At 72.0% G+C, this 23897-nt stretch carries 10 protein-coding genes; 2 read left to right on the top strand and 8 right to left on the bottom strand.

The window, feature by feature from the left end; genetic code table 11:
• Positions 1-5: 5 nt before the first annotated feature.
• The 5 genes from PZE19_RS18310 to PZE19_RS18290 form a co-directional block, all read right to left on the bottom strand.
• Positions 6-7154 (bottom strand): hypothetical protein, encoded by a 7149-nt coding sequence (locus tag PZE19_RS18310; RefSeq protein ID WP_277862075.1) that lies wholly within the window; start codon positions 7152-7154, stop codon positions 6-8.
• A 5-nt stretch (positions 7155-7159) separates the two neighbouring features.
• Entirely contained in the window at positions 7160-10429 is a 3270-nt protein-coding gene (locus PZE19_RS18305) for a hypothetical protein (RefSeq protein ID WP_277862074.1), read from the bottom strand.
• A 406-nt stretch (positions 10430-10835) separates the two neighbouring features.
• Positions 10836-12755, bottom strand: a complete 1920-nt coding sequence (locus PZE19_RS18300) for a hypothetical protein (protein ID WP_277862073.1) — start codon at positions 12753-12755, stop codon at positions 10836-10838.
• Positions 12756-12940: 185 nt separating this feature from the next.
• The gene (locus tag PZE19_RS18295) at positions 12941-13264 is read right to left on the bottom strand and encodes a hypothetical protein (RefSeq protein WP_277862072.1); all 324 of its coding nucleotides are present in this window, start codon (positions 13262-13264) and stop codon (positions 12941-12943) included.
• Positions 13265-13511: 247 nt separating this feature from the next.
• Entirely contained in the window at positions 13512-15731 is a 2220-nt protein-coding gene (locus PZE19_RS18290) for a glycosyltransferase family 39 protein (protein ID WP_277862071.1), read from the bottom strand.
• Positions 15732-15883: 152 nt separating this feature from the next.
• Here PZE19_RS18290 and PZE19_RS18285 point away from each other — a divergent pair, with 152 nt between their 5' ends.
• A complete protein-coding gene (locus PZE19_RS18285) occupies positions 15884-16504 on the top strand; it encodes a D-sedoheptulose-7-phosphate isomerase (RefSeq protein ID WP_277862070.1) in 621 nt (206 codons plus the stop codon).
• A gap of 5 nt (positions 16505-16509) precedes the next feature.
• Positions 16510-17505 carry an ROK family protein gene (locus PZE19_RS18280; protein WP_277862069.1) on the top strand — a complete coding sequence of 332 codons (996 nt, stop codon included), beginning with the start codon at positions 16510-16512 and terminating at the stop codon, positions 17503-17505.
• Between the two features lie 18 nt (positions 17506-17523).
• Here the strand turns inward: PZE19_RS18280 and PZE19_RS18275 are convergent, their stop codons facing one another.
• From PZE19_RS18275 to PZE19_RS18265, 3 genes are all read right to left on the bottom strand, one after another.
• Positions 17524-17931 (bottom strand): response regulator, encoded by a 408-nt coding sequence (locus tag PZE19_RS18275; RefSeq protein ID WP_277862068.1) that lies wholly within the window; start codon positions 17929-17931, stop codon positions 17524-17526.
• A 412-nt stretch (positions 17932-18343) separates the two neighbouring features.
• Positions 18344-20245, bottom strand: a complete 1902-nt coding sequence (locus PZE19_RS18270; protein WP_277862067.1) for a TolC family protein — start codon at positions 20243-20245, stop codon at positions 18344-18346.
• A gap of 466 nt (positions 20246-20711) precedes the next feature.
• Entirely contained in the window at positions 20712-23873 is a 3162-nt protein-coding gene (locus PZE19_RS18265; RefSeq protein ID WP_277862066.1) for an efflux RND transporter permease subunit, read from the bottom strand.
• Positions 23874-23897: the final 24 nt, after the last annotated feature.

Below are 23897 nucleotides of genomic sequence, written 5' to 3'. Positions count from 1 at the left end.
CGACCTCACCAGGACGCCGAAGCCCCCTCGCGCGGGGCCGGCGCCCGGGTGAGCCAGCCCCCGAGCACCGCGAGCGAGCAGGCGATCAGGGCCAGCGGCCCGCCCGCGACGGCGGCCAGCGACAGGCTGGCGGCGGCGATCAAGCTCTGGGCCCCCGCCTGCCGCGCCGAGGTCAGCCCGGCGAGCCCCAGACCGACCAGCAGGGCCAGGAGCAGCAGCGAGCGGGCGCGGCTCTCGCTGACGCCCACGTACTCGGCGGCCCGATCGGCCTCGACCGCCAGCCGCGCCGGCGCGTCGGCCAGGCCCGGAGAGGTCCCGGCGAAGAAGGCGGGGCGGCCGAGTCGGCGCACCCGTTCGCGGTCGGTCTGCTGGGGGACGGCCGCCCCCGCCTCGACGCCGGTCGGGCGTTCGAGCCCCAGGTAGTCGCGGGCCGCGGCGATCGGCTCCTCCAGCCCCGTGGAGCGCAGGGCCTCGACCATCTGGAGGCGCGACGCCTTGACGACCTCCAGGTCCCGCGCCGCGCGATCCCGGCGGGCCCGGTCGGCGCTCCGGGACGCGGCCAGGAGGGCGTGCTCGGCCTCGCGCAGGGCCGACTCGTGGTCGATCAGAAGCGCGACGAGCCGCGCGCGGTCGCGGCCCGACCCGCGATCCATCTCGGCGATCAGGTCGAAGACGCGCTGGGCGACGCGGTCGGCCCGGTCGAGCTGGATCCGCTCGGCCCCGACCGCCTCCAGCCCGCCGATCGACGGCTTGACCGCCATGTCGGTCGGGACGTACACGCTGACGAGCGCGGAAGTCCGGCCGTCGCCGGCGCGGGGGAGGTCGATCGCCCGGGCCGACGCCGCCTTCGAAACGTCCGGCCGGGCCGAAGTCCAGGTCAGGCTGACGAGCCGGGCCGTCTGCTCGCCCAGGGGGATCGTCCAGCGCGCGTCGGCGTCGAGCAGGGGGGCGACGGCCGCGCCGTCGACGGCGGCGCGGATCAGGCGGCCGCCGTCGGGGGGCGCCACGGTCAGGAACCGCCCGGTCCGGGGCTCGGTCCGATACGAGGCCGTGCCCAGCCCCGAGCCGTCGGCCGCCAGCACGTAGGCGACGTCCGCGGATCGCACCCGCGCGGCCGAGTCCTGCGCGCCGGGCCCGGCGTCGTCGCGCGGCGGCGCCTGGATCGCGAGCGTCCAGCCGTCGCGCTCGACGTGGTAGGCGCGGGCGGCCAGCTCGGTCGCCGCGCCGAACTCCTCGTCCAGGAACCGGCCGGCGTACGAGATCTGCCGGAGGCCGGCCGAACCGGACGTGGCCGGCACGGCGGCCGTGGCGAAGACGAGGGCGAGCGACGTGTCGACCACGCCCCGGCCCAGCGGCACGACTTCCGGGAAGAGGACCTCCTGGCCCGAGGCGATCGGGGTCCGCGACCGCAGCACCAGCCGCTGCGAGCCCCAGATAGGGCGTTCGGGGGTGATCGTCCAGAACGTCGACTGATCGCGGGACTCGGTCGTGAGCTGGTGGTCCTGGCCCGCGAGCTGGAGCCGGGCGAGCCCCGCCCAGGCCGAGGGGACCTTGAGATGGATCGCATCGAGCGGGCCGCCCGCCACCTCGTAGCGCAGCACGGCCACCCACTCGGCGGAGTCGGGATGGATCGTCAACTGGCTGCCTACCATCACGTTCATGCGCGGCGGCTGCGGCGACCAGCGCAGTTCGCCGACCTGGGTGGGATCGTCGATCCGGTAGGTCTGGCGGGTCCACGGGCCGCCGGGCGCGGCGGGGTCGCCCGTCGCATCCGAGCCGACGAACGTCGCACCCCCGGGGGCCGTCGCCAGCTCGACCGCGCCGCGCGAGAGGACCTCCAACGTCCCCGCGGCTCCCCGGCCCTCGGCGGCGTCGATCCAAGGCAGGCGGAGGCGGTGCTGGCGCGGCCCCGGGCCCGGGGCGAGCTGCGAGACCGGGATCCACCCCCGGACGACGATCGTGCGCCGCGATTTCAGGTCGATGCGGTCGAACCGGACCCGAAGCGGGCCCCCCGGCGTCCGGCTCCAGTCGGTCATCCCGGCGGATTCGACGTCGAGCACGACGAGTTCGTCGGGCAGGGCCGTCTCGACCCGGTCGAGGAGGCCCGTGATCTCGGACAGTTCGACCTCGTAGCGGCAGTCGACCCGGCCGGCCTCGACCTGGAGCCGGATCGCGGGCCTGCGTCGCCAGCGCGTCGGCGCCGGGCCGGTCCGGAACTCGACCGCGTCCTGGGCGTTGTGGCGGACGGTCCCGGCGAAGGTGAGGGCGTCGTCGGGGAGGGCGCCCCAGGCGCGGACGAAGGTCTCGTCTCCGAGGGGGTCGGCGTCCTTCGCGGGCTCGAGCCGGCCCGTCCAGTGACCCGGCCGGCGGACGGCGAGCAGGCCCGCCTCGCGATCGACCCCCAGGGGCTCGACGCGCGGGAAGCGACGGACCAGCGGGCCGGCGACGTCGGCGCCGCCTTCGCCGCGGAGGGGCCGCCAGAAGTCCAGGAAGATCGTCGTCCGGTCCGGGAGCGGCGGGTCGACCCGGGCGATCCATTCGGGATTCTGCGGCGTCCCCCCCCACGAGGCGTCGACGAGGCCGGGGATCTGCACCGAGCGGGGGACCAGGCCGGGCTCCAGGGCGATTCGGATGGTCGACATCCGCCGCCGCGGCCGGTAGGTCAGGCGGGCGCGGATCCGCTCGCCGGCGGGGTCGAGGTCCCACAGCACCAGGCTCTCGACGGTCGCGGTGGGCTGCTCGACGGCCGGGTCGGGCGAGGTCCAGCAGATCCCGATCCGGTCGACGGGGCCGAGCACGGCCTCGATCGTCTGGTCGCCCTTGGCGACGACCCGCCCCCGCGCGACGAGCTGCTGGACCGGCCGACCGCCCGGGGGCTGTTCGAGCGTCAGGCGAGCGAACGGGGCGCGATCGACCTTCAAGTCGAGCGTCTCCAGGGAACCGTCCCGAGTCGTCGGCACCGCGCGTCGGATCCGCAGTCGGCTGGTCCGGCCGCCGGGGACCATGACGACGGCGGTCACGCCGCCGGGTTCGACGATGACGGCCGCGCGGGCGTCGTCGAGGGTCGCGACGATGTCGTGCGCGTCGCCGACCGGGAATTCGAATCGAGCGGGGGGGCCCCCGTCGGCCCGGATCGAATAGTCGCTCTCGACCTGCAGCTCCTGTTCGGCCGACCGGGTCACTTTATGCTCGGCTGCGACGATCGACGCCCCCGCCTCGTCGGCCGGGGCCGCCGGCCGGGCGCGCTCGCGCAGGCGTTCGTAGTCGGCCTGGCGGAGGATCACGCGCGACGGGGCCGTCGCGGGGTCGAACTCGCCGTCGTAGGGGGACAGCGCGATGATCGGCGCGTCCGGTCCCGGGGCCTGGGATCCCGAGGCCCGCGACAGGCCGATCGCCGCCAGGGCCCACGCGGCGACCCGGACGCCGCGGCGCATCAGGGCCGTCGGCCTCGGCCGTCCCGGCGGCCTCGGGGTGCGGACGCCGAGGGTCTCTCGCAGGAGCCGCCCCAGGCGGACGAGAAGGGTGAAGAAGGCGCCGACGAAGGCCCCGGCGGTGAGCGCCGAGGGGAGCGCCGTGGACCAATCGTGGACGACCACGGCGACGATCATGATGAGCAGGGGTGCGATCAGCCCCCGCCTCGGCGAGACGGCCCGTCGCAGGCCGACGCCGGCGACCACGAGCACGGCCGCCCAGCCCATGACGGCCCGCGAGGTCCCGTCGGCTGTCGCGACGGCGGCGTCGGCTCGCGGCCACGAGGGCGACGAGAGCCGCCAGGCCGACCACCCGGGGGCGCGGGAGCGGCGGGCCGCCTGGCCGCTCGGCGCGGTGTCGCCCGCGGTCGGCTCGCCCCGCCAGCGGGCCGCGGACTGGAATCGGTCGGTCGCGTCGGAACCCCACAACAAGGTCTCGGCGATCGCCGACCGCCAGGCCGACGGGCCTGAGGTCGACCCGGCGGCCCGCCGCGAGGTGATGACCAGGACCTCGTCGACCAGGGCCAGCGTCAGCTCGTGCCGCTGGAGCGCCTGGATCGGCCTCTGGGCCGTCGCGGGATCGCGCGGCGTCGAGACGCAGCGGGTCCGGGGCCCTACGCCCTCGGCGGCCAGGGCCGAACGGTCGATCACGACCGGGGCGGCCCCCGAGTCCCATCGCGTGAAGACCTCGGCGAGCGTCAGGTCGTCGCCGGGGGCGTCGCCCAGCAGGTCGTCGAGCCGGCGAAGGGCGTCCTCGCGGGGAGTCCGCACGGCCGAACGCTCTCCCGGCCAGCGCCAGCGGGCGACGCCGAGCGCGCCGAAGGGCCAGGTCGGCCGCGGCTCCGCCGAGTCGACCACGAATCCGGGGCCCGCGTCGTCGATCACGACGCCGGAAGGGAGGGCCAGCTCCCAGCCGAACGAGAGGCAGGGTAGGCCGAAATCGGGGAGCGCCGGCCGGATCCGACGGGAGTCGACGGGACCCGAGGGCTCGACGCGATAGTCCAGCTCGACGGCCGTCGTCCGCTCGCCGAGCCCCCTGGGCAGCGGGATCGAGGTCACCCCGGCCCCCAGCGTCGGCGTCGCGGCCCGGCCGTCGACCCGCGCCGCGGCGAGGAGGCACCCGGCGGGCTGGCGGAAGGTCAAGGCCTCGGTCTGGTCGGCGGCGACCAGCAGCCGAAGGCGGTTGAGCGACCGCCCGTCCGCGAAGGCCTGGGTCGTCAGGCGGGCGTCCCGGATCAGGCCCGGGAGTGTCGCCGGGTCCAGCCCCTCCGTCGTCAGTTCCAGGCGCGCCCCGGCGGCGGAGTAGGTCAGGGCCTGCGAGGTCCAGCCCGGCCCGGGCGACGGGGCCGATGGGGCGGCCGCCCGAGTCGTCGACGACTCGGCGCCGGGGGCGAGCCGATCCGCCATCGACGCCTCGATCCGGCTCAGGCCCTCGCCCTCGATCCGGGAGCGGACCGCCTCCGGCGTCTCCAGCACCACCACGCCCCGAGGGGCGTGCGAGGCCGGCAGGCCGGGGAGGGGGACGCGGCCCCGGCCCTCCCAGGGGAAGGATGCGCGGAAGTCGACGGTCGCCCGTCCCGCCGCCGTGGGCTCCGCGGCCAGTTCGAGCGCCACGCCCGCGTCCGGGAATCCCAGCCGGCGACGTTCGGGCTCGGCGAGGATCGTGGGGGCGACTTTCTTGCCGGTCGCCGCGTCCGTGAACGACCAGGCCGCCAGGTCGCCCGCCTTGACGTCGAGCCAGACACGCGCCGCGGACGCCCCGCCCTCCGGCGCGGCGACCGTCGCCCAGCCGGCGACCGCCAGCCGACGGCCCCGGTCTTCGAGGCGGGCCTTGACGTGGACCCAGCCGCCGGGGCTGGGCTCGGCGAGCCGGAGGTCCACCGGGGCCTCGGCGTCGGCGGCGGTCCATCGCCAGGCCAGGATCGGCCTGAGATCGGTCGCGGGCGCACCGGCCGGCAAGAGGCCGGGGGCCTGGGCCGGGTCGATCCAGGCGAGCCCCCGCGTCGCCGCCGGCGCGAGCTGGATCCGCCCGACGGCCGTCGCCACCCAGGCCTCGTCGGCGACCCGCCCGCGCGTCGGCCGCAGCCGGGGCAGCGCGAGCCTCCTCGGGAAGTCGCTCGGCCCTGTCGCCGCGGCGCCCACCAGGAGCGTCCGCCCCTCGGGCGCGGCGTCCGAGGGGGGGACCAGGACCTGGAGGGCCGACGCGCCGTCGCCGCGCGTCGACTGGTTCCAGGGCGTCGCCCCGTCCGCCGCGCCGGCGATCTGGACGCGATCGACCGACCAGCCGCGGGGCAGCTCCAGCTCGTACTCCGCGACCGAGCCGACGACGCCCAGGCCCGCGACCTCGCACTCCATCCGGGCGGACGACTCCCTCAGGATGAGCCGACCGCGCACCGTCGAGATCGGTTCGACGCCGACCGGCCGGAACGTCAGCTGGGCCGCCGACCCCGGCGCGGCGGCTTCGAACACGAGGATCGGGGCCGAACCCGCCGGGTCGCCCTGGGGGGGCGGGACGCGGCGGCCGTCGCGCTCGCGGCAGTCGCGGACGACGTGGCGGTCGTCGAGCACGATGGTGGTCGTCCCCCCGGTCCAGGTCAGCGGCGACGTCGGCCTGATCGCCGGGACGTCCCACGCCCCCTCGGCGGGCACCCGCGCGTGGGCCTGGAACCGGACCGGCGTCGGCGCCGGGCCGGCCGCCGCCAGGGACACGACGACGCGGGCCGGAGCCCCCTCCTGGAGGTGGAATTCCCGGACCGACGGGCCCTCGACCGCCAGCAGCTCCAGCCCCGGGTCGAGCTCCACGGCGAACGTCCCGGCCCAGGGCTCGTCGGCCTGGAGCGACCAGTCCATCGTCCAGTTGGCCGGACGGGCCCCGAGTTTGGAGACGGCGTTCAGGTCGATCCGGGTCGCGCCGCCGACCCAGATCCGGGCGGGGTTTCCGGAGTCGCGGGCTTCGGCCAGGTTGGTCATCCGCAGGTCGCGGCCGTCGACGCGGCCGGCGAACCGCCAGGTCTCGCGGTCGGGTTCGTCGCCCGACGCGGGACCGTCGCGGCGACCGGCCGCGCCCGAGGGCTCCCAGCCCTTGGGGACGTCCAGCGTCAGGCTCGTGGTCTCGTCGCCGGGCAGCGAGAGGGCGAAGAGCCGGCCCCGCGAGTCCGGCCGGGCGCGCAGCTCCCACTCCAGGACGAGGGTGGTCTCGCCGGCGGGGGTGGCTTCGGCCTTCGGCTCCAGCCGGACGAAGGCCTTCCCCGAGGCCGACGCGGCGACCGTCGCACCGGTCTCGGGCCCTTTCAGGATCGCCGGGGTCCAGGGCTCGATCGAGACCGAGGACGGGCCGGGGGGCGCCGCCACCACCAGCTCGGATCGGCCGACGAGCAGCCCGGCGTTGAACCGCGCGGAATGGCGGGCGCGGACCAGGCGCGGGCCGCCGCGGGCTCGTTCGCGATCTCGCGCGTCGACCGCTTCGAGCAGGGCGTCGAACGCCGACGGCGTGAGCACGCGCAACGGCGTGTCGGGAGGGAACTGGGCCGCGACCTGTTTCGACGGGATGCGGACCCGGACCACGCCGTTCGACCCGTCGTCGCCTGCCCCGCGGGCCGCGGAGACGGCGGCCCCGAGGATCGCGAGGAACCCCAGAAGGGCCGCCAGCGGCGAGCGTCCGGTCGTCGGTTCGCGAGGGGTCATGGCCGTCACTCCGGCCTCAGCCCGCGTTGCAGACGCGAGCTGAGCGGGGCGTCCGGGACCGCCCCGGGCTGCGGAGAAAGGTAGTCCATGGTCGACGTCGTCCGCACCCGGATCGCCGTGGAGTCGTCGGAGCCGACGCCGGGAGACGAGCGCTGCGAGGATTCCGAGACCACGACGTTCGACCCTGTCGGCGTCCGCGCCGAGACCGCGGCGGCGGCGGCCTCGCGGATGGCGATGCGGCGGCCGGCGTAAACGATCAGGCCCATGAAGAGGCCGAAGCTCGCCGACTGGACGCCCAGCCCCAGCACGTCGGAGGGAAGGAGCATGGCCGCCGGCAGGCCCGCAACGGCCGCGGCCCCGAGGATCCAGGGCGCCGCGGCCGGGAAATAGGTCAGCCCCAGGGCCGCGATCAGCGCCAGCCCGGAGCAGCCGAGGACCGCCCAGGTGCGCGAGACGATCCAGGGGTTCATCGGCGACGGCGGCCCGGCCCGGCTGAACAGGAATCCGCGGGCCGCCTCGTCGGCGTCGAGCGCGTCGTCCAGCGCCACGGGCGGGGGCGAGGGTCCCGCCGCCCAGGCGATCAGGCGGGCCGACGCCGCGACCGGCCGGCGCGTCCAGGCGTAGACGTCCCACACCCAGCGGTTCTCGTCGGCCCATCCGGCCGGCGGGCCCGCCACGGCCTGGGTCCAGGGCACCTGTACCAGCCAGTAGGCCTGCAGGACCTCGGCCCCGTCGAGAAGCGCGGGGGGGGCCCAGGGGCGGCGGGCCGCGGCGGCCGGCGTGCGATATTCCAGCTCGACGAGCACGGCCCGGCCCGCCGATTCGGCCGGCAGGTCGATGCGGCTCGTCGTCCCGTCGGGGCCGACGTCGATCCGCTCGACGGCCCTGCCGTCCACCCGCGCCCGCAGCCAGCTCGCGCCCGCCGGCAACGCGACCGACAGCGACGTCGGGTGCGCCTCGATCGCGTACCAGGCGCTGACGCGGAGGTTCCCCTCGGCGTCGAGCGTGGATCGGATGAAGGCCCGCGAGGCCACCACGGGCGGCAGCGGAACCGTCTCGACCAGGCGGGCCGAGGCCGTCAGCGCCTCGGCGGCGTCGTCGCGGTCGAGGCGGTAGGAGCGGCTCGCGCGGGCGTCGGCGGCGGCCGAATCGACCCTGGTCCAGGCCGGATCGTCGACGGCGACCTCGACGTCCGGATCCGAGGCGAGCTCGACGAGGCAGCCCCCGGTCGACCCGGCCTCGACCGCCAGCCAGGGGATGCGCACGACCGTCGCGCCGCCTGGGTCGAGCGCGCGTCCCAGCGGCACGCGGTAGCGAAAAGTCAGCGTGGCGTCGACGACCGGGCGATCGAACAGCAGCCGGGAACGACGGACGCCGGCCGTGGGGGCCTCCAGATCCTCCTTGCGGATCGGTTGCTTCCCGTCCGAGACCTCCCAGTGCGTGGAGACGCCCTCCGGCGCGAGGACGGTCAGGGACGAGACGGCGCCGTGCCGGACCCGGACCTTCGTCTCCTGGCGGACCTCGACGGTTCGTCGGGAGACCCGCGCCGCCAGCCGCGTGTCGCGACGGATCTCGAGCGGCCGGCGTTCGAGCCGGACGTCGAGCGTCGCCGGGTTGCGGCCGCTGCGCAGCCGCAGGCTGGGCGCCGACGGATCCGCCTCCGACTTGGCCGCGCTCGGCTCGGCGGACGCGTCCTTGACGAGCGAGGCGTCGATCGGCTCCAGGCTCAGCTCTCGGCCGGCGAAGAGGGCGAACGAGGCGTTGGTCGTGACGGCCCCACGGGGGGCGAACAGGCCCAGCCGCACGTCGCCCGGCCCCGGGGCGGGCTGCCGGCCCGAGAGCTTCAGGCTGAAGGTCGGGCGGTCGCGAGCCTGGGGGGTCAGGCGGATTTTGAGGATCCGCGCCGACCCGGCCGGATCGGGACCGCCGGGCGCGGCGGCCTCGGCCTGGGGGGGGGTGGCGGCCTCCACGAGGTCCGGCGGCCCGACGGAGACGACCTTCAGGTCCGGCGGCACGGCGACCTCGATCTCGAAGAGGCTGCCGCGCACCCGCTCCACGTTGAGGGTCGTCTCGTTGCGGACGCCGTCGGGCTCGAAGAAGAGCCGCGCCGAGGCGTCGGCCTGGAAGAGCGGCGGCGAGGACTCCACGCCCAGGACCAGCGCGAAGGGCTGGTCCAGGAACTGCAAGGCGATCGTCGTCCCCGCCAGCCGCGTCTTCAGGGCCGTGGGCAGGTCGCGGGGGTCGATCCGCCGCAATCCCTGGGACTTGAGCACGTTGACGAACAGATTGGAGCCGTGGGCCGCCCCCAGGAACCCGGACTGCTCGCCCGCGTCGGTCAGCGGATATCCCGAAAAATTCAGGACCTTGCCCCCCGACGAGGGCCGACGCGTCTCCAGCACGAGCCGCCGAGACTCGCCCGACCGGATCGGCTCGGCCAGCGGGATCGTCAGCAGGCTGCCCCCGCCGGCGCGCTCGATCCCCGACCCCGGGAACTGGTCGTTGAGCTGCAGCCGCGAGACGACCTCGTCGTCCTCCAGGCGGATCTGCAGGCTGCGGGCGACGCCCCGCGCGCAGGCGATCGCCCACGACGAACGGACCACGACCCCCTCGGCGTCCACCTCGACGGCCATCTCGAGCTGGGCCGAGAGCAGGGGGGCGGCGCGCGGGCCGGCCGCGTCCTGTTCGCTCCAGCTCACCACCAGCGGCGACCGGGGCCGGACGTGCGCGGCGATCCGCACGCCCTCGCCGCCTTCGACGGGCGTCGGTCGGACCGCCGCCTCGCCGGTGCCGAGGTCGACGTCGTAGGCCCGCCGCGGCAGGACCAGGTCGAACGACGTCGCGGGCGCCTCGGGGATGGCCAGCTCCAGAGTCCGGCGCTCGGCGCCGATGCGGACGGGGACGGTCGCCTCGATCCGCAGATGATGCTCGCGAGCCCCTTCGAGACGGGCCTCCCAGAGGTTCCCGGCCCCCTTGCGAAGCTGCAGCTCCCGGTCCCCCTCCCGGGCCGCCAGGACGACCGGGGCGTCGATCCGCAGCGGGGCCCAGACCGGGCCGGGCGCCGTGAGGGCGCAGTCGACGACGAGCGTGATCCGGGCGTCCTCGCCCTCGACGACCCCCTTGACGTGCACCGAGTCGACGATCGCCCCCGAGGCGCCCGCCGGCCCGCTCTCGTCCCCCGCGACGCGTCCGGCGGCGGGCCGCGAGACGATCCAGTCCGGGGCGTCCAGCTTCTTCCAGAACTCGGCCGCGTCGGCGACGCCCTGGAGGATGATCACCTCCCTGGGCCACTTCCGCGGGGGCCGATCGGCCCCCGCCGTCGGGCCTGGTGCGCCGACCGGAGCCGTCGGCGGGGGGGCGGCTCCAGGGTACGTCGCGGGCGGGGCCGGCGTGGCGGGGGTCGGCTGCTGCGCGCGAACTGATCCGAGGCACGCCCAGATTGCGACGAGGAGCCCGACGCGCAAGCCCAGGTTGCCGGCCGATCTCGGTGTGGTCAACGCATCAACACTCGGTGGACGATCCGCCGCGGCGCGTGTCGATACGCCCCGGGTCGGACGCGACGGGGAGGCGACGCGCCGAACGAGTCGCCGCGACTGGAATATACCACGCAACCCGCCCCCGTTCCAGGAAACGCGGGCTCGCACCCCGCCCTCGACGAGGTGCGGGGCCCGGGCCGCTGGGGGCCTACTTCTTGGCGGCCGGCTTCAGCTCGCCGTCGTCAAGGAGTTTACGCCAGTCGGCGTAGCCTTGTTCGGGATGATCGGCGTCGTACGGCGGCGCGTTGCGCCCGGTCAGACGTCGCAGGTTGTCGACGGCCAGCTCGCGGAGGGCCAGCGACTCCTCGCGCGGGGAAAGGTCTTCGACCAGCTCCGTAAGCGTCTCGGGCCGGGCGGCGTCGGCGGGGGGGAACCCCAGCAGCAGCTTGCCGAGGCGGCCGCGGTCGGTCGCCCCGAAGTCGAGCTGGAGCTGGTCCCAGGCCCGGCGCGACGAGGCCTCGCCCGCCGTCAGTTCCTGGCGGATCGCGACGATGGCGGCCTGCCGCGCGGCGGGGTCGTTGGGACGGTCGAGGATCGGCGTCAGGAGCGACAGGTCGCCGAGCCCCCGCAGGGCGGCGATCGCCATGCGCTTGTCGTCGACGTCCTCGCTCTCGGTCGCCGAGACGACGTCGGCCAGGACCGGGCGGTCGTCGGAGAACTCCTTCAAATAGCGTTCCCGCCGGGCCGTGAGGTCGGCCGACGCCGGCGCGTTCGCGAACCAATCGGGCGGCGCGGCGTCCTTCAGCCGCTCGACGGCCCCGGCGGCGTTGAGCCGGATCGAGGCGGGCCCCTTGACCGTCTCCTTGGCCTTGACCGTCTTGAGCGCCAGCTCGCCTCCCGGGCCCACGTGGATCGTGAGCGTGGGCGCGACGGGCTCGGCCTGGCCGTAAGTCCAGCCGCCGGACGCTTCGAAGCCGACCGCCAGGTCCGCCGGCCGCTCCATGTCCACTGTCTGCCCCTGGAAGCCCACGTGCAGGGGCTTCGCGGCCGAGGAGGGTTCGGCGAGCAGGCGACCCCGCACCAGCTCCAGCGTGGGGCCGCCGTCGGGGGCCGCCGGCAGCAGCTTGACTTCCGAGTCTTCCAGCAGGTCGAAGACGCCGGGCGCGGCCAGCCGCGCCGCGAACGGCGGCGGGGTGAAGAGGCGGTCCTGGGCGCGGACGCCGTCGCCCTCGCGGGCCCGCACCCACTCGCGCTTCTCGCCGTCGTAGCGGAGCAGCATGCCCTCGATGCGGGCGATCGCCGCGGCCGCCCCGGCCGGGACCTCGACGGGAGCCGGCGCGGGGGCGGCCTTCGGCGCGGCCTCGGCCGGCGTGTTCTCGGCTACGCTCTTGGGAACCTCGGCCGCCTTCTCGGGCTCGGCGGGCGTGGCCTCGGCCGGCGGGTCGGTCGCATCGGCGACCGGGGCCTCGTCCCTGGTCGCGGGGGCCGGCGCGGGGCGGGGCGCCCTTTCCCCCACCTTGGCCGGGACGTTCGCGGCGACGTGGGCGGCGTCGGGGCCGTCCGACTTCAGACTTTCGTAGGCCGACCACGCGAACAGGGCGAACACGCCGAGGCAGGCCGCGGCCGGGCCGAACCGTTCCAGCCAGTTCCGGGCCGCCGGTCCCTGGACGACCCACGGCACGATCGGCTGCGTCCGCGGGTCGGCCGCGGCCGCCTCGCCCTCGGCCGCGGGGCCGGCGTGGGCCTCGCGTCCCTTGACCAGCAGATACATCCGCGACTTGGCCTCGGGCGGCACCTGCACCCGCTGCCCCAAGAGGCTGAGGATCTGGTGGACGCTGGCCGCCTCGGCCAGGTTGACGTCCGAGGTCAGGCAGCGCTTCTCGTATTCCGCCACCTGCTCGGCGTTGAGGTCGTTGTCCAGGTAGCTCGCCACCAGGTTCGGGTCGGTGGCGTCGGGGCCGTTCTTGCTCGGGACGGTCAGCCGCCGCTGGCGGGTCACGCGGTGGATCCGCTGCACCAGCTCCTGCGCCAGCGGGCTGCTCCCCACCTGCTTGCCGATCTCCCGCACCTGGACCGGCGGCAACGTGTCGTCGAGCCAGGCCAGCAGCGTCCGTAAGGTCAGTCGCATGACACCCATCCCCCGGGATCCGCACGAACGACCCGCCGGAACGGCTCGGCGATCGTCGCGCGGCGTCGTGTTTTCGCCCCTCACACACATGAGTGGCGACCGCCCGAGGGATCCGTGCGGAATTCGGGAGTTTTTTTTCGAGGTCGACCCCGGCCACCGGGCTCCCAGGGAGCCTGCGTCCCGGCTCAGCCGGCGAGACGCGAAGGCCGACGCTCCGAATCGGGCTCGACCTCGACGCAGGGGAGGAATGAGAGCCCTCGCTTGCGGGCGAGCGCGTAGAAGTTCTGCCGGCTGACGACGAGGTACGCCTGGCAGAACGCGTCCCAGCGAACGAAGACGGGAGGGTACGGATCGCGAGGGCCCAGCACGCCCTCCAGCATGTTCAGCTCGACGTCGAAGAATTTGGCCCGCGGCAGGTTCAAGTCCAACCGGACGTCCACGATCGGGATGTCGCGCACGTAGGGCCGAATCTCCCGACCTGACAACCTCTGGGCTTCGATCAACTTCATGGTCACCTCCTCCTTGAGAGACGGCTGTTCCCAGTGCGGGAAACCCGTTCGTCTCCAGGATCCTACCGACGCAGTCAAATCCCTGCGGGCCTTGATGCGTCGCAAAGGATTTCCCCTAATCACTTTGCTGCCCGAACAGAATTATGAAAGAATACAAAGAATCCGACTTTCCGGATCATACGGCGGTCGCGAACGGAGTCCGTTCCCGAACCGGGGAGCCCCACGGAGGGGCGTCGTCCTGGCCGATTCAACGGCCCGCGGCCGCGCCGGGCCGGACGCGGTACAGCCGGAACCAGGGGTCGCCTTCGCGGACGCCGTAGAGGGGTTCGAAGGTCTCGGGGTGGGCGTCGGCCCAGCCTCGCTCGACGGGGAAGCCATCGGCGTCGGCGACGTTGTGCGCGCCCTCGCCGGGGTTGACCCTGGTCACGACGAGGAGTTGGATCCCCTCGGCCGCCATGTTGGCGAGCCAGGCGTCGTAGTCGGGACGTTCGCGGTCCCAGCCTGGCCGTGCGTTGGGCCATGCTCCGCGGCCCTCGGCGCGGGCTCGGCGATGGAAGTCGTGCATCAGCCCATCCCGGGGGCCCTCGACGTTCACGTATCGGACGTCGTTCCGCAACCCGACGCCCATCAGGTAATACGGGATGTTCGTCCCCGCGTAAGCCACCCGCGACCCGGAGGGGCCGGAGCGGCCGTCGAGTTCCATCCAGCCCCGATAGAAGTCGCGGAAAGGCGGGAAGAACAAGAGCCGAGGGTCGCCCGCGAAGGGAGCGTTCTGCAAGACCCCCAGGCCCGTGACCAGCCCGAGCGCGACCAGGCCGATCGCCCAGGTCGCCCCGCCCCGCGAGCCTCGGCTCCATCGCGCCCAGGCCCAGACCGCCAGGCCCGCAACCAGCGCCGCCAGGGGGAGTTCGACCAACGCCAGGGCCTCGATGCGGCCGCCGGACGCCGCGCACCGGACGACTCGCTCCGCGAGCGGGATTATCGCGCCGACGGCGTTCGGGATCCGCGGGTCGAGATCCCAGGGGATGTCGGCGTCGCGCGGGCCGAAGGGCCAGGCCTGGGGCGTGACGACGTGCAGCGCCAGGATCAGCGTCGCCGCGACCGCCAGCCAGCGACCCCGATCGAGCCACCGCGCCAGCGGGACCACCGCCAGCCCGACCCCCTGAAGCATGAACCGTTGCTGGGTCCGGTACGGGATGAACAACCAGTAGAGCGCAATGTTGAGCAAGGCTCCCAGTGCGAAGGCCCAGACCCAGCCGTCGCCCGGCCGCCGCCGCCGCCCGATCGCCCACGCGCCGAAGAGCGCCGCCAGCCAGAGCGGCACCGTTCGATAGTCGAGCACCCCGACCAGGATGTCGCCGAGCGCCCGCCACTCGCCGACGGGGAGGTAATAGATGCTCTCGCGCATCGCGTCGGGCCCGTACCAGCCCGACAGCCAGGTCGTCCCGCCGAGCCCGACGGTCAGCGGATACAGCGGGTTGCCGGTCAGGATCGCATTCCGGGCGTACCAGAAGGCGGAGGGGATCGCCACCCCCGCAAACATCGTCGCGACGCCGGCGACCGTCGCCTTCAACTCCCGATTCCGACGCGCGACGGCCCAGGCCGCGACGAGCACGAGCGGCGGCACGAACAGGTTCCCGACCGACTTGGTCCCGAGGGCCTCGCCGGCCGCCAGGCCTCCCAGCAGCAACGCGGGCCAGCCGTCGCGTTCCAGGGAGTACCGCAGGAAGAAGTAAGCGGCCGTCAGGTAGCCGGCGACGAAGATGGTGTCGACGTTGGGCTCGAACGTGAACAGGATCAGCGGCCCGCCGGTCGCGAACAGCGACGTCGCCACCAGCGAGGCGGTCCGCCCCGCCCCCAATTCGCGGGAGCAGCCATAGCTGGCCAGGCAGGCCATCAGCAAGAAGGGCGCCTGGCCGACCCGCGCCAGGCGGTCGCCCCCCCAGGTCGTCATCAGCCAGGCGAACCAGAGGTCGCCGTTGGCCGGGAAGTAGGTCGCCGCGCTCTCGCCGAACGGCGAGGCGACCAGGAAGAGCCGCCCCGCCTTCCACCACCGCGCCGCGAAGTACAGGTGGTAGATCGGGCCGTCGCTCACGACCTTGACCGGGAGCAGCAGCGACGGCATCCCGAGCACGAGAGTCGTCCAAAGGGCCAGTGCGACCGCGAGCCAGCCCTCGCAGCCGGTGGCCTCGGGCCCCGAGGGCGGGTCGAAGGGCCGCTCGCGTCTCCTCAGGGCGATCCCCAGCCCCAGGCCCGCGGCCAGCAGCGACCAGCCCATCAGGTTGCCGATCGTGAGCAGCCCGATCGTCCCCAGGAGCTGCATCCCCAGGGTGATCCAGGCCCAGCCGAGCAAGGCCGCGGCCAGCATCCGCGCCGTCCCGCGCGGCTGCCTCAGGCCGTAAGTCGCGCCCCACCAGGCTCCCAGGAGCACGAAGGCGTTGCAGACGCCGAAGGACAGCACGTTCATCAACTCGGTCGATCCCGCCTCGGTCGCGAAGTCCCGGCCCCCGCAAGTCTATACTTTACACGTTGCGGAACCGGCTGCTATGATCCCGGCGCGGCGAGGGATCGGTTGCAGGGGCGGGACGGAGTCGCCCCACGCGGGAGGGAGTGGCGCTGATGCTGGGACAGACGCTGTCGGCCGGGGATTACCTGTCACGCGTGCGCGACGAGATCGGGCGGCTCGACGTCCCCTCGATCGAGACCGTAAGCGACGTGATCGAGCGGGCCTACGACGCGAACAAGTTCGTCTTCATCATCGGCAACGGCGGATCGGGAGCCAACGCTTCGCACCTCTGCGAAGACCTGGCCAAGTGCACGCTCTGCGATTTCGAGGACCAGAAGCGCCTCAAGGTGCTGAGCCTGACCGACAACACCGCCGGCATCATGGCCTGGGCCAACGACGAGGGCTACGAGCGGGTCTTCCTCGAACAGCTCAAGAACCTGGCCTCGCCCGGCGACGTCCTGATCGCGATTTCGGGCTCGGGGAACAGCCCCAACATCCTCCGGGCCGTCGAGTGGGCGAACGCCAAGGGGCTGGAGACCGTCGGCTTCACCGGGTTCTCGGGCGGCAAGCTGCAGGCGATCGGCAAGCACAACCTGCACGTCGGACTCGACGACATGGGGATCGTCGAGTCGCTCCACCAGGTCGTCTTCCACTGGCTGATCGACGACCTCCACCGCCGGTTCACCGCCAAGCATCGGTCGACCCCCCGCAACGGCGCCAGGGCGCACGCCTGACCTCCATGAGCACCACCGACGTCGGCTGGCTCCTCGGGATCGAGATCGGCGGGACGAAGCTCCAGCTCGGACTGGGCCGTCGGCCGGGCTCGATCGACCACCTCAAGCGCGCGACCATCGACCCCGCCCGGGGCGCGGAGGGGATCCGCGAGCAGATCCGCAAGGGGTTCCTGACCCTGCGCGACGAGGTGGGCCTCTCCGCCGGCGACGTCCGGGCGGCGGGCGTCGGCTTCGGCGGCCCGCTCGACGCCGAAACGGGGCGGACCGAGACGTCGTTCCAGGTCGAGGGCTGGACCGACTTCCCCCTGGCCGACTGGGCGCGCGAGAACCTGGAGATCCCGGTCGTCTCGGTCCACAACGACGCCGACGTCGCCGGCCTGGCCGAGTCGCGCCTGGGCGCGGGGGTGGGCTGCTCGCCGCTGCTCTACCTGACGATCGGCAGCGGCATCGGCGGGGCCCTGATCCTCGACGGCCGCATCTACCGCGGCGCCGGGCGGGGCGCCGCCGAGATCGGCCATCTGCGCGTGCCGGGCGTCGCCCCGGACGACCCCCTGGACATGCCCGAGCTGGAGGCCGTCGCCTCGGGATGGGGGATCGGCCGGCTCGCCGGCAACGTGGGCAAGGCGACGCAGAAGCGCGGCGATCGCTGGAGCGTGCTCGAAGCCGCCGGCGCCCCCGAGCGGATCACGGCGGTCGACGTCGCCGACGCCGCCTGGAAGGGCGACGAGCGCAGCCTGGCCATCCTCGACCGGGCCCGCGAGGCCCTGACGTTCGCCCTTTGCCAGGCCGTCGCCCTGATCGCGCCGCGGCGGATCATCCTGGGCGGCGGCGTCTCGCTGATCGGCGAGAAGCTCTGGTTCCGACCGATCCGCGAGCGGGTCGACGCCCAGGTCTTCCGGCCGTTCCGGGGCTCGTTCGACATCGTCCCCGCCGCGCTCGGGGAAGAGGTCGTCGTCCACGGGGCGTTGGAGCTGGCCCGCGACGCCCTGGCCGCGTCGTGACCCTCGCCCTCGCCCGGATCAGCGGCGGCAGGCCGCCTGGTCGAGCAGCTGCATGACGTAGGCGTGGTCCGCCGGCTTGACGACGTGGTGGTCGAAACCGGCCTTCTCCGAGCGGGCCTGATGATCCTCGTCGCTGTACCCGGTCATCGCCACCAGCATGGCCTTGTCGAGCGCGGGGATCCGCCGCAATTGCTCGGCGACGCGGTACCCGGTCATGTCGGGGAGGCTGATGTCGAGGAAGACGGCGTCGGGGGTGAAGGCCTGCACCGATTCGATGGCCTGGGCCCCGTTGAACGCCGTCCGCACGTCATGGCCTTCGAACTGGATGAGCATGGCGAACATGTTCGCCGCATCGACGTTGTCGTCGACCACCAGGATCTTGAGCCCCGCGGCCACCGCGGACTTCCCGGCCGAAAACTGATCCACGAGTCGTCTCCGAAGGCTCTCGATACCGTCGATCATCGGCCGCGGCCGGCGAGTCCGCCGTCACCGGGGGGCCGTGGGAGAATTCGCCCGGAAGCCGTCGCGATGGGAGTCGTCCGCCCCGGATGGGCGGGAGTCGTGCGAGAGGAGCTTTCGACGCGCGGACCTCGGTCCGACCGTGTGGAATGTTCGCCCTGAACCGGTTCGGGTGAGGAATTCGAAGTCGACGCCGCGCGTGCCCGGGTGGTCGCGTGACGAGGTACGCCTCGGAACGCAGGACCGCACGTCCCGACGCCCGGTTATCTTACCCGAAATTTGCTTGGCCGGCAACGTCTCGACGTCGCCTCGACTCGGGAGAGGCGAGGCGACGTCGTGCTGAAGGAGTTCGGCGTGACCGGCCGGCAAGGTCCGGCGATCAACCAGGCGGAATCTGGGGGTTGTTGGCGGAGCCGCCTGCGCCCCCAATGGGCTTCGGCAGCGGATCGGGAAGGCCGCCCGTCGAAGCCGACGGACCCGACGTCTCGATCCTGTCCGTGCGCGTCGTCGGGGGAGGGATCGTGACTTTGTCCGGCGACGGCGTCGAAAACGAGTCCTGATCCTCGTCCTTGGCCGCCGAGGGCGTCGGCGGCGGGGCCGGGACCGCGTCCGGAGTGGGCGTCGGAGGCGGGAAGGGGCTCATCTCCGCGGAAGGCGCGGGCGGCGGCAGCGGCCCCCGCGCCACTTCCGCGACGGGATGGGCGTGCTTCCAGAACATCCACTTATGGGGCTGCAGCGGCTGCGGGACGGGGATCGGCAGCAGATAGTTGCCGCCGCCGAGGGCCCGGTACGTCTGGACGACGGCCGACAGCTGCTGTTGCTTGGTCTCGACGATGACCGTCCTGGCGTCCCGGAGGTCCCGCTGGGCGAAGAGCACGTCCACGTAATCGGCGCGGGCGAACTGGAAGAGCTTCATGGCGACCTCGACGGACTCTTCGAGGGCCGCCAACTGCTGCTTCTTGACCTCGATGCTGTTGCGGTAGTTCTCCACCCTGGCCAGGTCGTTGACCACCTGGATGAAGGCCTCCAGGACCACGCGCTGGTAGTTGTAGACGGCCTGCAACTGCCGAGCGTTGGCGCTGAAGTACTCGGCCTTGATCGCCTTCCGGTTGATGAACGGCGTGACCAGGTTGCCGGCGACGTTGACGATCAGGGCCTCGGGGGTGACGAAGAGGTATTTCGGATCGAAAGCCTGGTAGCCGATGCCCGAGCTGATGAACCCCTGGGGGTAGAAGCGTTTGCGGGCGACGAGCACGTCGAGCCCGGCGGACGCCAGCTCGCGCTCCGCCTGGCGGATGTCGTTCCGGTTTTCCAGCAGCTCGGCGGGGAGGCCCACGCTCAGCGAATGCAGCGTCAGGTCGAGGAAGTTGCCCTTCATCCGCTCGACGCGCTGGGGGTTGCGCCCCAGGAGGAAGTTGATGCGGTTCTCGGCCTCGATGATGTCCTGGTTGACGATCAGCTTCTCGCTCTGGTTCCTGCGGACCTCGGCCAGGAAACGCTGGACGGGCAGTTCCGTGCCCCTGGCTCCTTCCTTGATGGTCCTGGCGACCTGGAGGCTCTGCTCCTGGATGGCGATCGTCTGGTCGAGGATCTCGATCCGCTGGTCGAGCGCCATGAGCCGGTAGTAGTTCTCGGCGATCTCGGCGACCAGGCCGGTCACGAAGTAGTTCCGGCCCTCGGCGGCGGCGTAGTAGCGCGCGGCCGCGGCGTCCTTGGCGTTGTGCAACTGCCGCCAGATGTCCGGGGTCCAGAAGAACGCGGGGCCCAGGAGGTAGTTCGGCAGCGGGTTGGGGAGGAACCCCGACCGGCCCAGCCCCGGGCGGAAGGGGTCGTTGAGGATGCCGGCGCCCGGGATCGTGAAGCTGCTGTACCGGTCGATCCCGGCGGCCGCCCCCAGGGTGACGAACGGCAGGTACGCCCCCTGCCTGGCGAGGATCTCGTTGCTGGCGATCTGGACGTTCTCGGACAGGATCCGCAACTCCTGGTTGCCGTCCAGGGCCTGATACATCAGGGCGATGAGCATGGGGTCGCTGAAGAACTCTTCGAGCTGCAGCCGCGCCGAGTTCTCCGCGCTGTCCGCCGCCTCGAAGACCTCCGGCAGGTCGGATTGGGGATCCTCCTTGCGGAGGTCGTAGCTCTCCTTCAGGCCCGGCCCCGGCATGGGGCGACGGAGTCCCGGGATCCAGCAGGACGGGAGGACCAGGAGGCAGCCGCAGGCGACCAGGATCGCCACGGCACGCTTCTTGTGCTTCGTGAATGACAGATTTAACGACTGGTTCATCCGCTTCGTCCTTGAAAGTCCCGCCGAGCCGGTGTCGCCACCGGCTGCGACGGGAGCGGAACCGTTCCCGAAACCTCGGGCGTCCCCACCCTCCTGGCGGGGATCGGGCCTCGTGCAACCGTCACCTGCGTTCGTCTCGCGCGTCGAATCCCCCCGATCGAGGTCCGACGCGTGGACGCGAGCTTTTGCACATGAGAGCGAGCGAAGATGGGATCGAGGCCCGACTCCGGGGCGAGATCCGCCCCGCGGAAGACCTGAGATTTGTTCGTCGTACCTCGTTTAGACGATTCCCGCGACGCCGTCAAGCTCCGTTTCTCAGACCTCGCCGAGCTTCGCGACGGCGGCGAACGGTCGGACCTCCCTCCGCAAGCACGCCCATGTTTCGACCGATCTCGCCGAGGCTCCGAAGGCCCGGCCGGCGATGCGGACGGACGTACGTACGCGCCGGTCGTCAGGCTCCTCGTCATCAATGCTTGACGATCTCGCTCAGCGGCTCGTCCACCTCGTCTTCGAGGAGCTTCTTGCCGTCGGCCATCTTGCCGAACAGGTAATAGAGCCCGGGGATGAACAGCACGCCGATCACGGTGCCCACGAGCATGCCGCCGACCGCGGTGGTGCCGATCGTGCGGTTGCCGATCGCCCCGGGGCCGCTGGCGCGGACCAGCGGGATCAGGCCCGCGATGAAGGCGAAGGACGTCATCAAGATCGGCCGGAAGCGCAGCTTGCCGCCCTCAATCGCCGCCTCCTGGATGCTCAGCCCCTCGCGGTGGCGCTGCACCGCGAACTCGACGATCAAGATCGCGTTCTTGCCCAGCAGGCCGACCAGCATGACCAGGCCGATCTGGGCGTAGACGTCGTTGGACAGCCCCATGGCCTGGAGGAACAGGAACGACCCGAAGATCCCGATCGGCAGCGACAGGATCACCGCCAGCGGCAGGATGAAGCTCTCGTACTGACCGACCAGCACCAGGTACACGAAGATCACGACGATCAGGAAGATGAAGATCGCCAGGTTCCCCTTGTCCGCCTCGTCGTAAGAGAGGGCCTCCCACCCCAGGCCGTATCCGGGGGGCAGCGTCTGGGCGGCGACCTCCTGGATCGCCTTGATCGCCTGGCCGCTGCTGAAGCCGGGCGCCGGAGCCCCCTGGATGGCGGCCGATGGATACAGGTTGTAGCGGTTGATCTCGTTGAGGCCCTGTCGCTTCTTGAGAGTCATGAACGAGGAGTAGGGGACCATCTCCCCCTTGTCGTTCTTCACGAACATGTTCTGGAAATCTTCGGGGAACCGCCGGAACTCCGGCAGCGCCTGCACGAAGACCTTGTAGAACTGGCCGAATCGGATGAAGCCCTGCTCCCAGGTGCTGCCGACGACGATCGACAGGTTGTCCATCGCCTTGGCGATCGACACGCCCTTCTGCATGGCCACGTCGTTGTCGATGACAATCTCATATTGCGGATAGTTGCTGGCGAAGAAGGTGAACAGCCCCTTCACCTCCTTGCGCTTCGACAGGGCGGCCATGAACTTGTCGGTCACCTCGCCCAGCTGCTGGTAGTTCATCGAGTTCGTCTTGTCCAGCACGCGCGTGGAGAACCCGCCGGCCGCGCCGAAGCCGGGCACCGCGGGCGGCTCGAAGAACTCGAGCTTCACGTTGGACATCTTGCTGCATTCCTCTTCGAGCCTCTCGATGATCTGCTTCGAGGTCATCTTGCGGTCGGCCCAGCTCTTCAGGTTGATGAGGCAGGTCCCCGCGTTCGAGCCGCGGCCCTCCGTCAGCACCTCGTAGCCGGCCAGCGAGGAGACGGAGTTGACCCCCTCGATGCTCTTGGCGATCTCCTGCAGCTCGTGCGACTTGGCGTTGGTGTACTCGATCGTCGAGCCCGGCGGCGTCTGGATGATCCCGTAGATCATGCCCTGGTCCTCCAGCGGGATGAAGCCCGACGGGAGGTGCGTGTTCACCAGGAAGATGCCGACGCCGAATCCCGTGATGACCAGCATGGTCAGCATGCGGCGCGTGACCACCGGCCGCAGGAACGCCGCATATCCGCCGGTGACCTTCTCGACGGCGCGGTCGAAGAGATGCAGCAGCATGCCCAGCGGCCCGCGCTTCGTCGGCTGGCCCGTGTGCGGCTTGAGGATCATCGCGCAGAGGACCGGCGTGAGCGTCAAGGCCACGACGCCGGAGAGGACGATCGACGTGGCCATCGTGATGCCGAACTGGCGGTAGAAGGTGCCCACCGGGCCCGTCATGAAGGTCACGGGGACGAACACCGCCGTCATCACGAGCGTGATGGCGATGATCGCGCCGCTGATCTCGTGCACGACCTCCTGCGTCGCTCGATAGGGCGATAGATGTTTCTCGTGCATCTTGGCGTGCACGGCCTCGACCACCACGATCGCGTCGTCGACCACGACGCCGATCGCCAGCACCAGGGCGAAGAGCGTAATGAGATTGATCGACAGGCCGAACAGCTGCAGGAAGAAGAAGGTGCCGATCAACGACACCGGGACCGCCAGCGTCGGGATCAGCGTGGAACGCCAGTCGCCGAGGAACAGGAAGACCACCAGCGACACCAGCACGAAGGCTTCCAGGAGCGTGTGCAGCACCTGCTCGATGGAGGCCTCCAGGAAGCTGGAGACGTCGTAGCTGACCTCGAACGTCATGCCGGGGGGGAAGGACGCCTCCTTGATCTCCTTGAGCTTCTCCTTGACCTCCTCGATGACGACGGCGGCGTTGGTGCCGGGGAGCTGCTTCAGGACGATGGCGGCCGAGGGATGGCCGTCGATGTCCGAGTAGATGTTGTAATACGAGGCGCTCAGGTCGACCTTGGCGACGTCCTTGAGCCGCAGGATCTCGCCGTCGGGATTCGCCTTGAGGATGATGTCCTCATACTGCTTCGGCTCGCTGTAGCGGCCCACCCACGTGAGCACGTATTCGACCGATTGCGACTTCGTGCCGGTCGCCTGCCCGAGTCGCCCGGGCGAGCCGATCATGCTCTGCTCGCCCACGGCCTTCATGACGTCGTCGGCGGAGACGTTGTAGGCCCTCATGCGGTCGAGGTTCAGCCAGACCCGCATCGCGTACTGGCGGCTGCCGAGGATCGTGGCGCTGCCGACGCCCCGGACCCGCTTGATCTCGGGCAGGAGATTGACGAAGGCGTAGTTGTAGAGGAAGTTCTGGTCGTGGCTCTCGTCGGTGCTGAAGATGTTCACATACATGAGCATGCTCGTCATGGCCTGCATGACGATGATGCCTTCCCGCTCCACCAGGGGTGGAAGCCGGTTCTTCACGGTCTGGATCCGGTTCTGCACGTTCAAGACCGCCACGTTCGGGTCCGTCCCGGGCTCGAAGATGATCATGATCGTGGCTTCGCCGGCGCTGGTGGCGGCCGAGGCCATGTAGCGCATGTCCGGCACGCCGTTGATCGCCTGCTCCAGGATGACCAGGACCGAGTCGACCAGCACGTTCGCGCTGGCGCCGGGATAGGCGACCGTGACCACCACGCTGGGGGGCGCGACCGAGGGGAACTGGGAGATCGGCAGCGTCTTGATCGACAGCCCCCCCAGGAAGAGGATGATGATCGAGATCACGATCGCCAGCGCCGGTCGATGCAGGATTTTTGCGAACATGGCACTCGGAGGGTCGGGTTTGGG

The organism is Paludisphaera mucosa (genome assembly GCF_029589435.1).
GTDB classification, from domain to species: domain Bacteria; phylum Planctomycetota; class Planctomycetia; order Isosphaerales; family Isosphaeraceae; genus Paludisphaera; species Paludisphaera mucosa.
Note: the sequence above shows the minus strand (reverse complement) of the source record. Positions and strands in the feature narration are given on the sequence as shown.

Bases quoted from the DNA above. Each gene is read 5' to 3' on its own strand.
- PZE19_RS18265 (WP_277862066.1), bottom strand. From the start codon at position 23,873: ATGTTCGCAAAAATCCTGCATCGACCGGCGCTGGCGATCGTGATCTCG.
- PZE19_RS18290 (WP_277862071.1), bottom strand. From the start codon at position 15,731: ATGAACGTGCTGTCCTTCGGCGTCTGCAACGCCTTCGTGCTCCTGGGA.
- PZE19_RS18270 (WP_277862067.1), bottom strand. From the start codon at position 20,245: ATGAACCAGTCGTTAAATCTGTCATTCACGAAGCACAAGAAGCGTGCC.
- PZE19_RS18285 (WP_277862070.1), top strand. From the start codon at position 15,884: ATGCTGGGACAGACGCTGTCGGCCGGGGATTACCTGTCACGCGTGCGC.
- PZE19_RS18300 (WP_277862073.1), bottom strand. From the start codon at position 12,755: ATGCGACTGACCTTACGGACGCTGCTGGCCTGGCTCGACGACACGTTG.
- PZE19_RS18280 (WP_277862069.1), top strand. From the start codon at position 16,510: ATGAGCACCACCGACGTCGGCTGGCTCCTCGGGATCGAGATCGGCGGG.
- PZE19_RS18310 (WP_277862075.1), bottom strand. From the start codon at position 7,154: ATGACCCCTCGCGAACCGACGACCGGACGCTCGCCGCTGGCGGCCCTT.
- PZE19_RS18295 (WP_277862072.1), bottom strand. From the start codon at position 13,264: ATGAAGTTGATCGAAGCCCAGAGGTTGTCAGGTCGGGAGATTCGGCCC.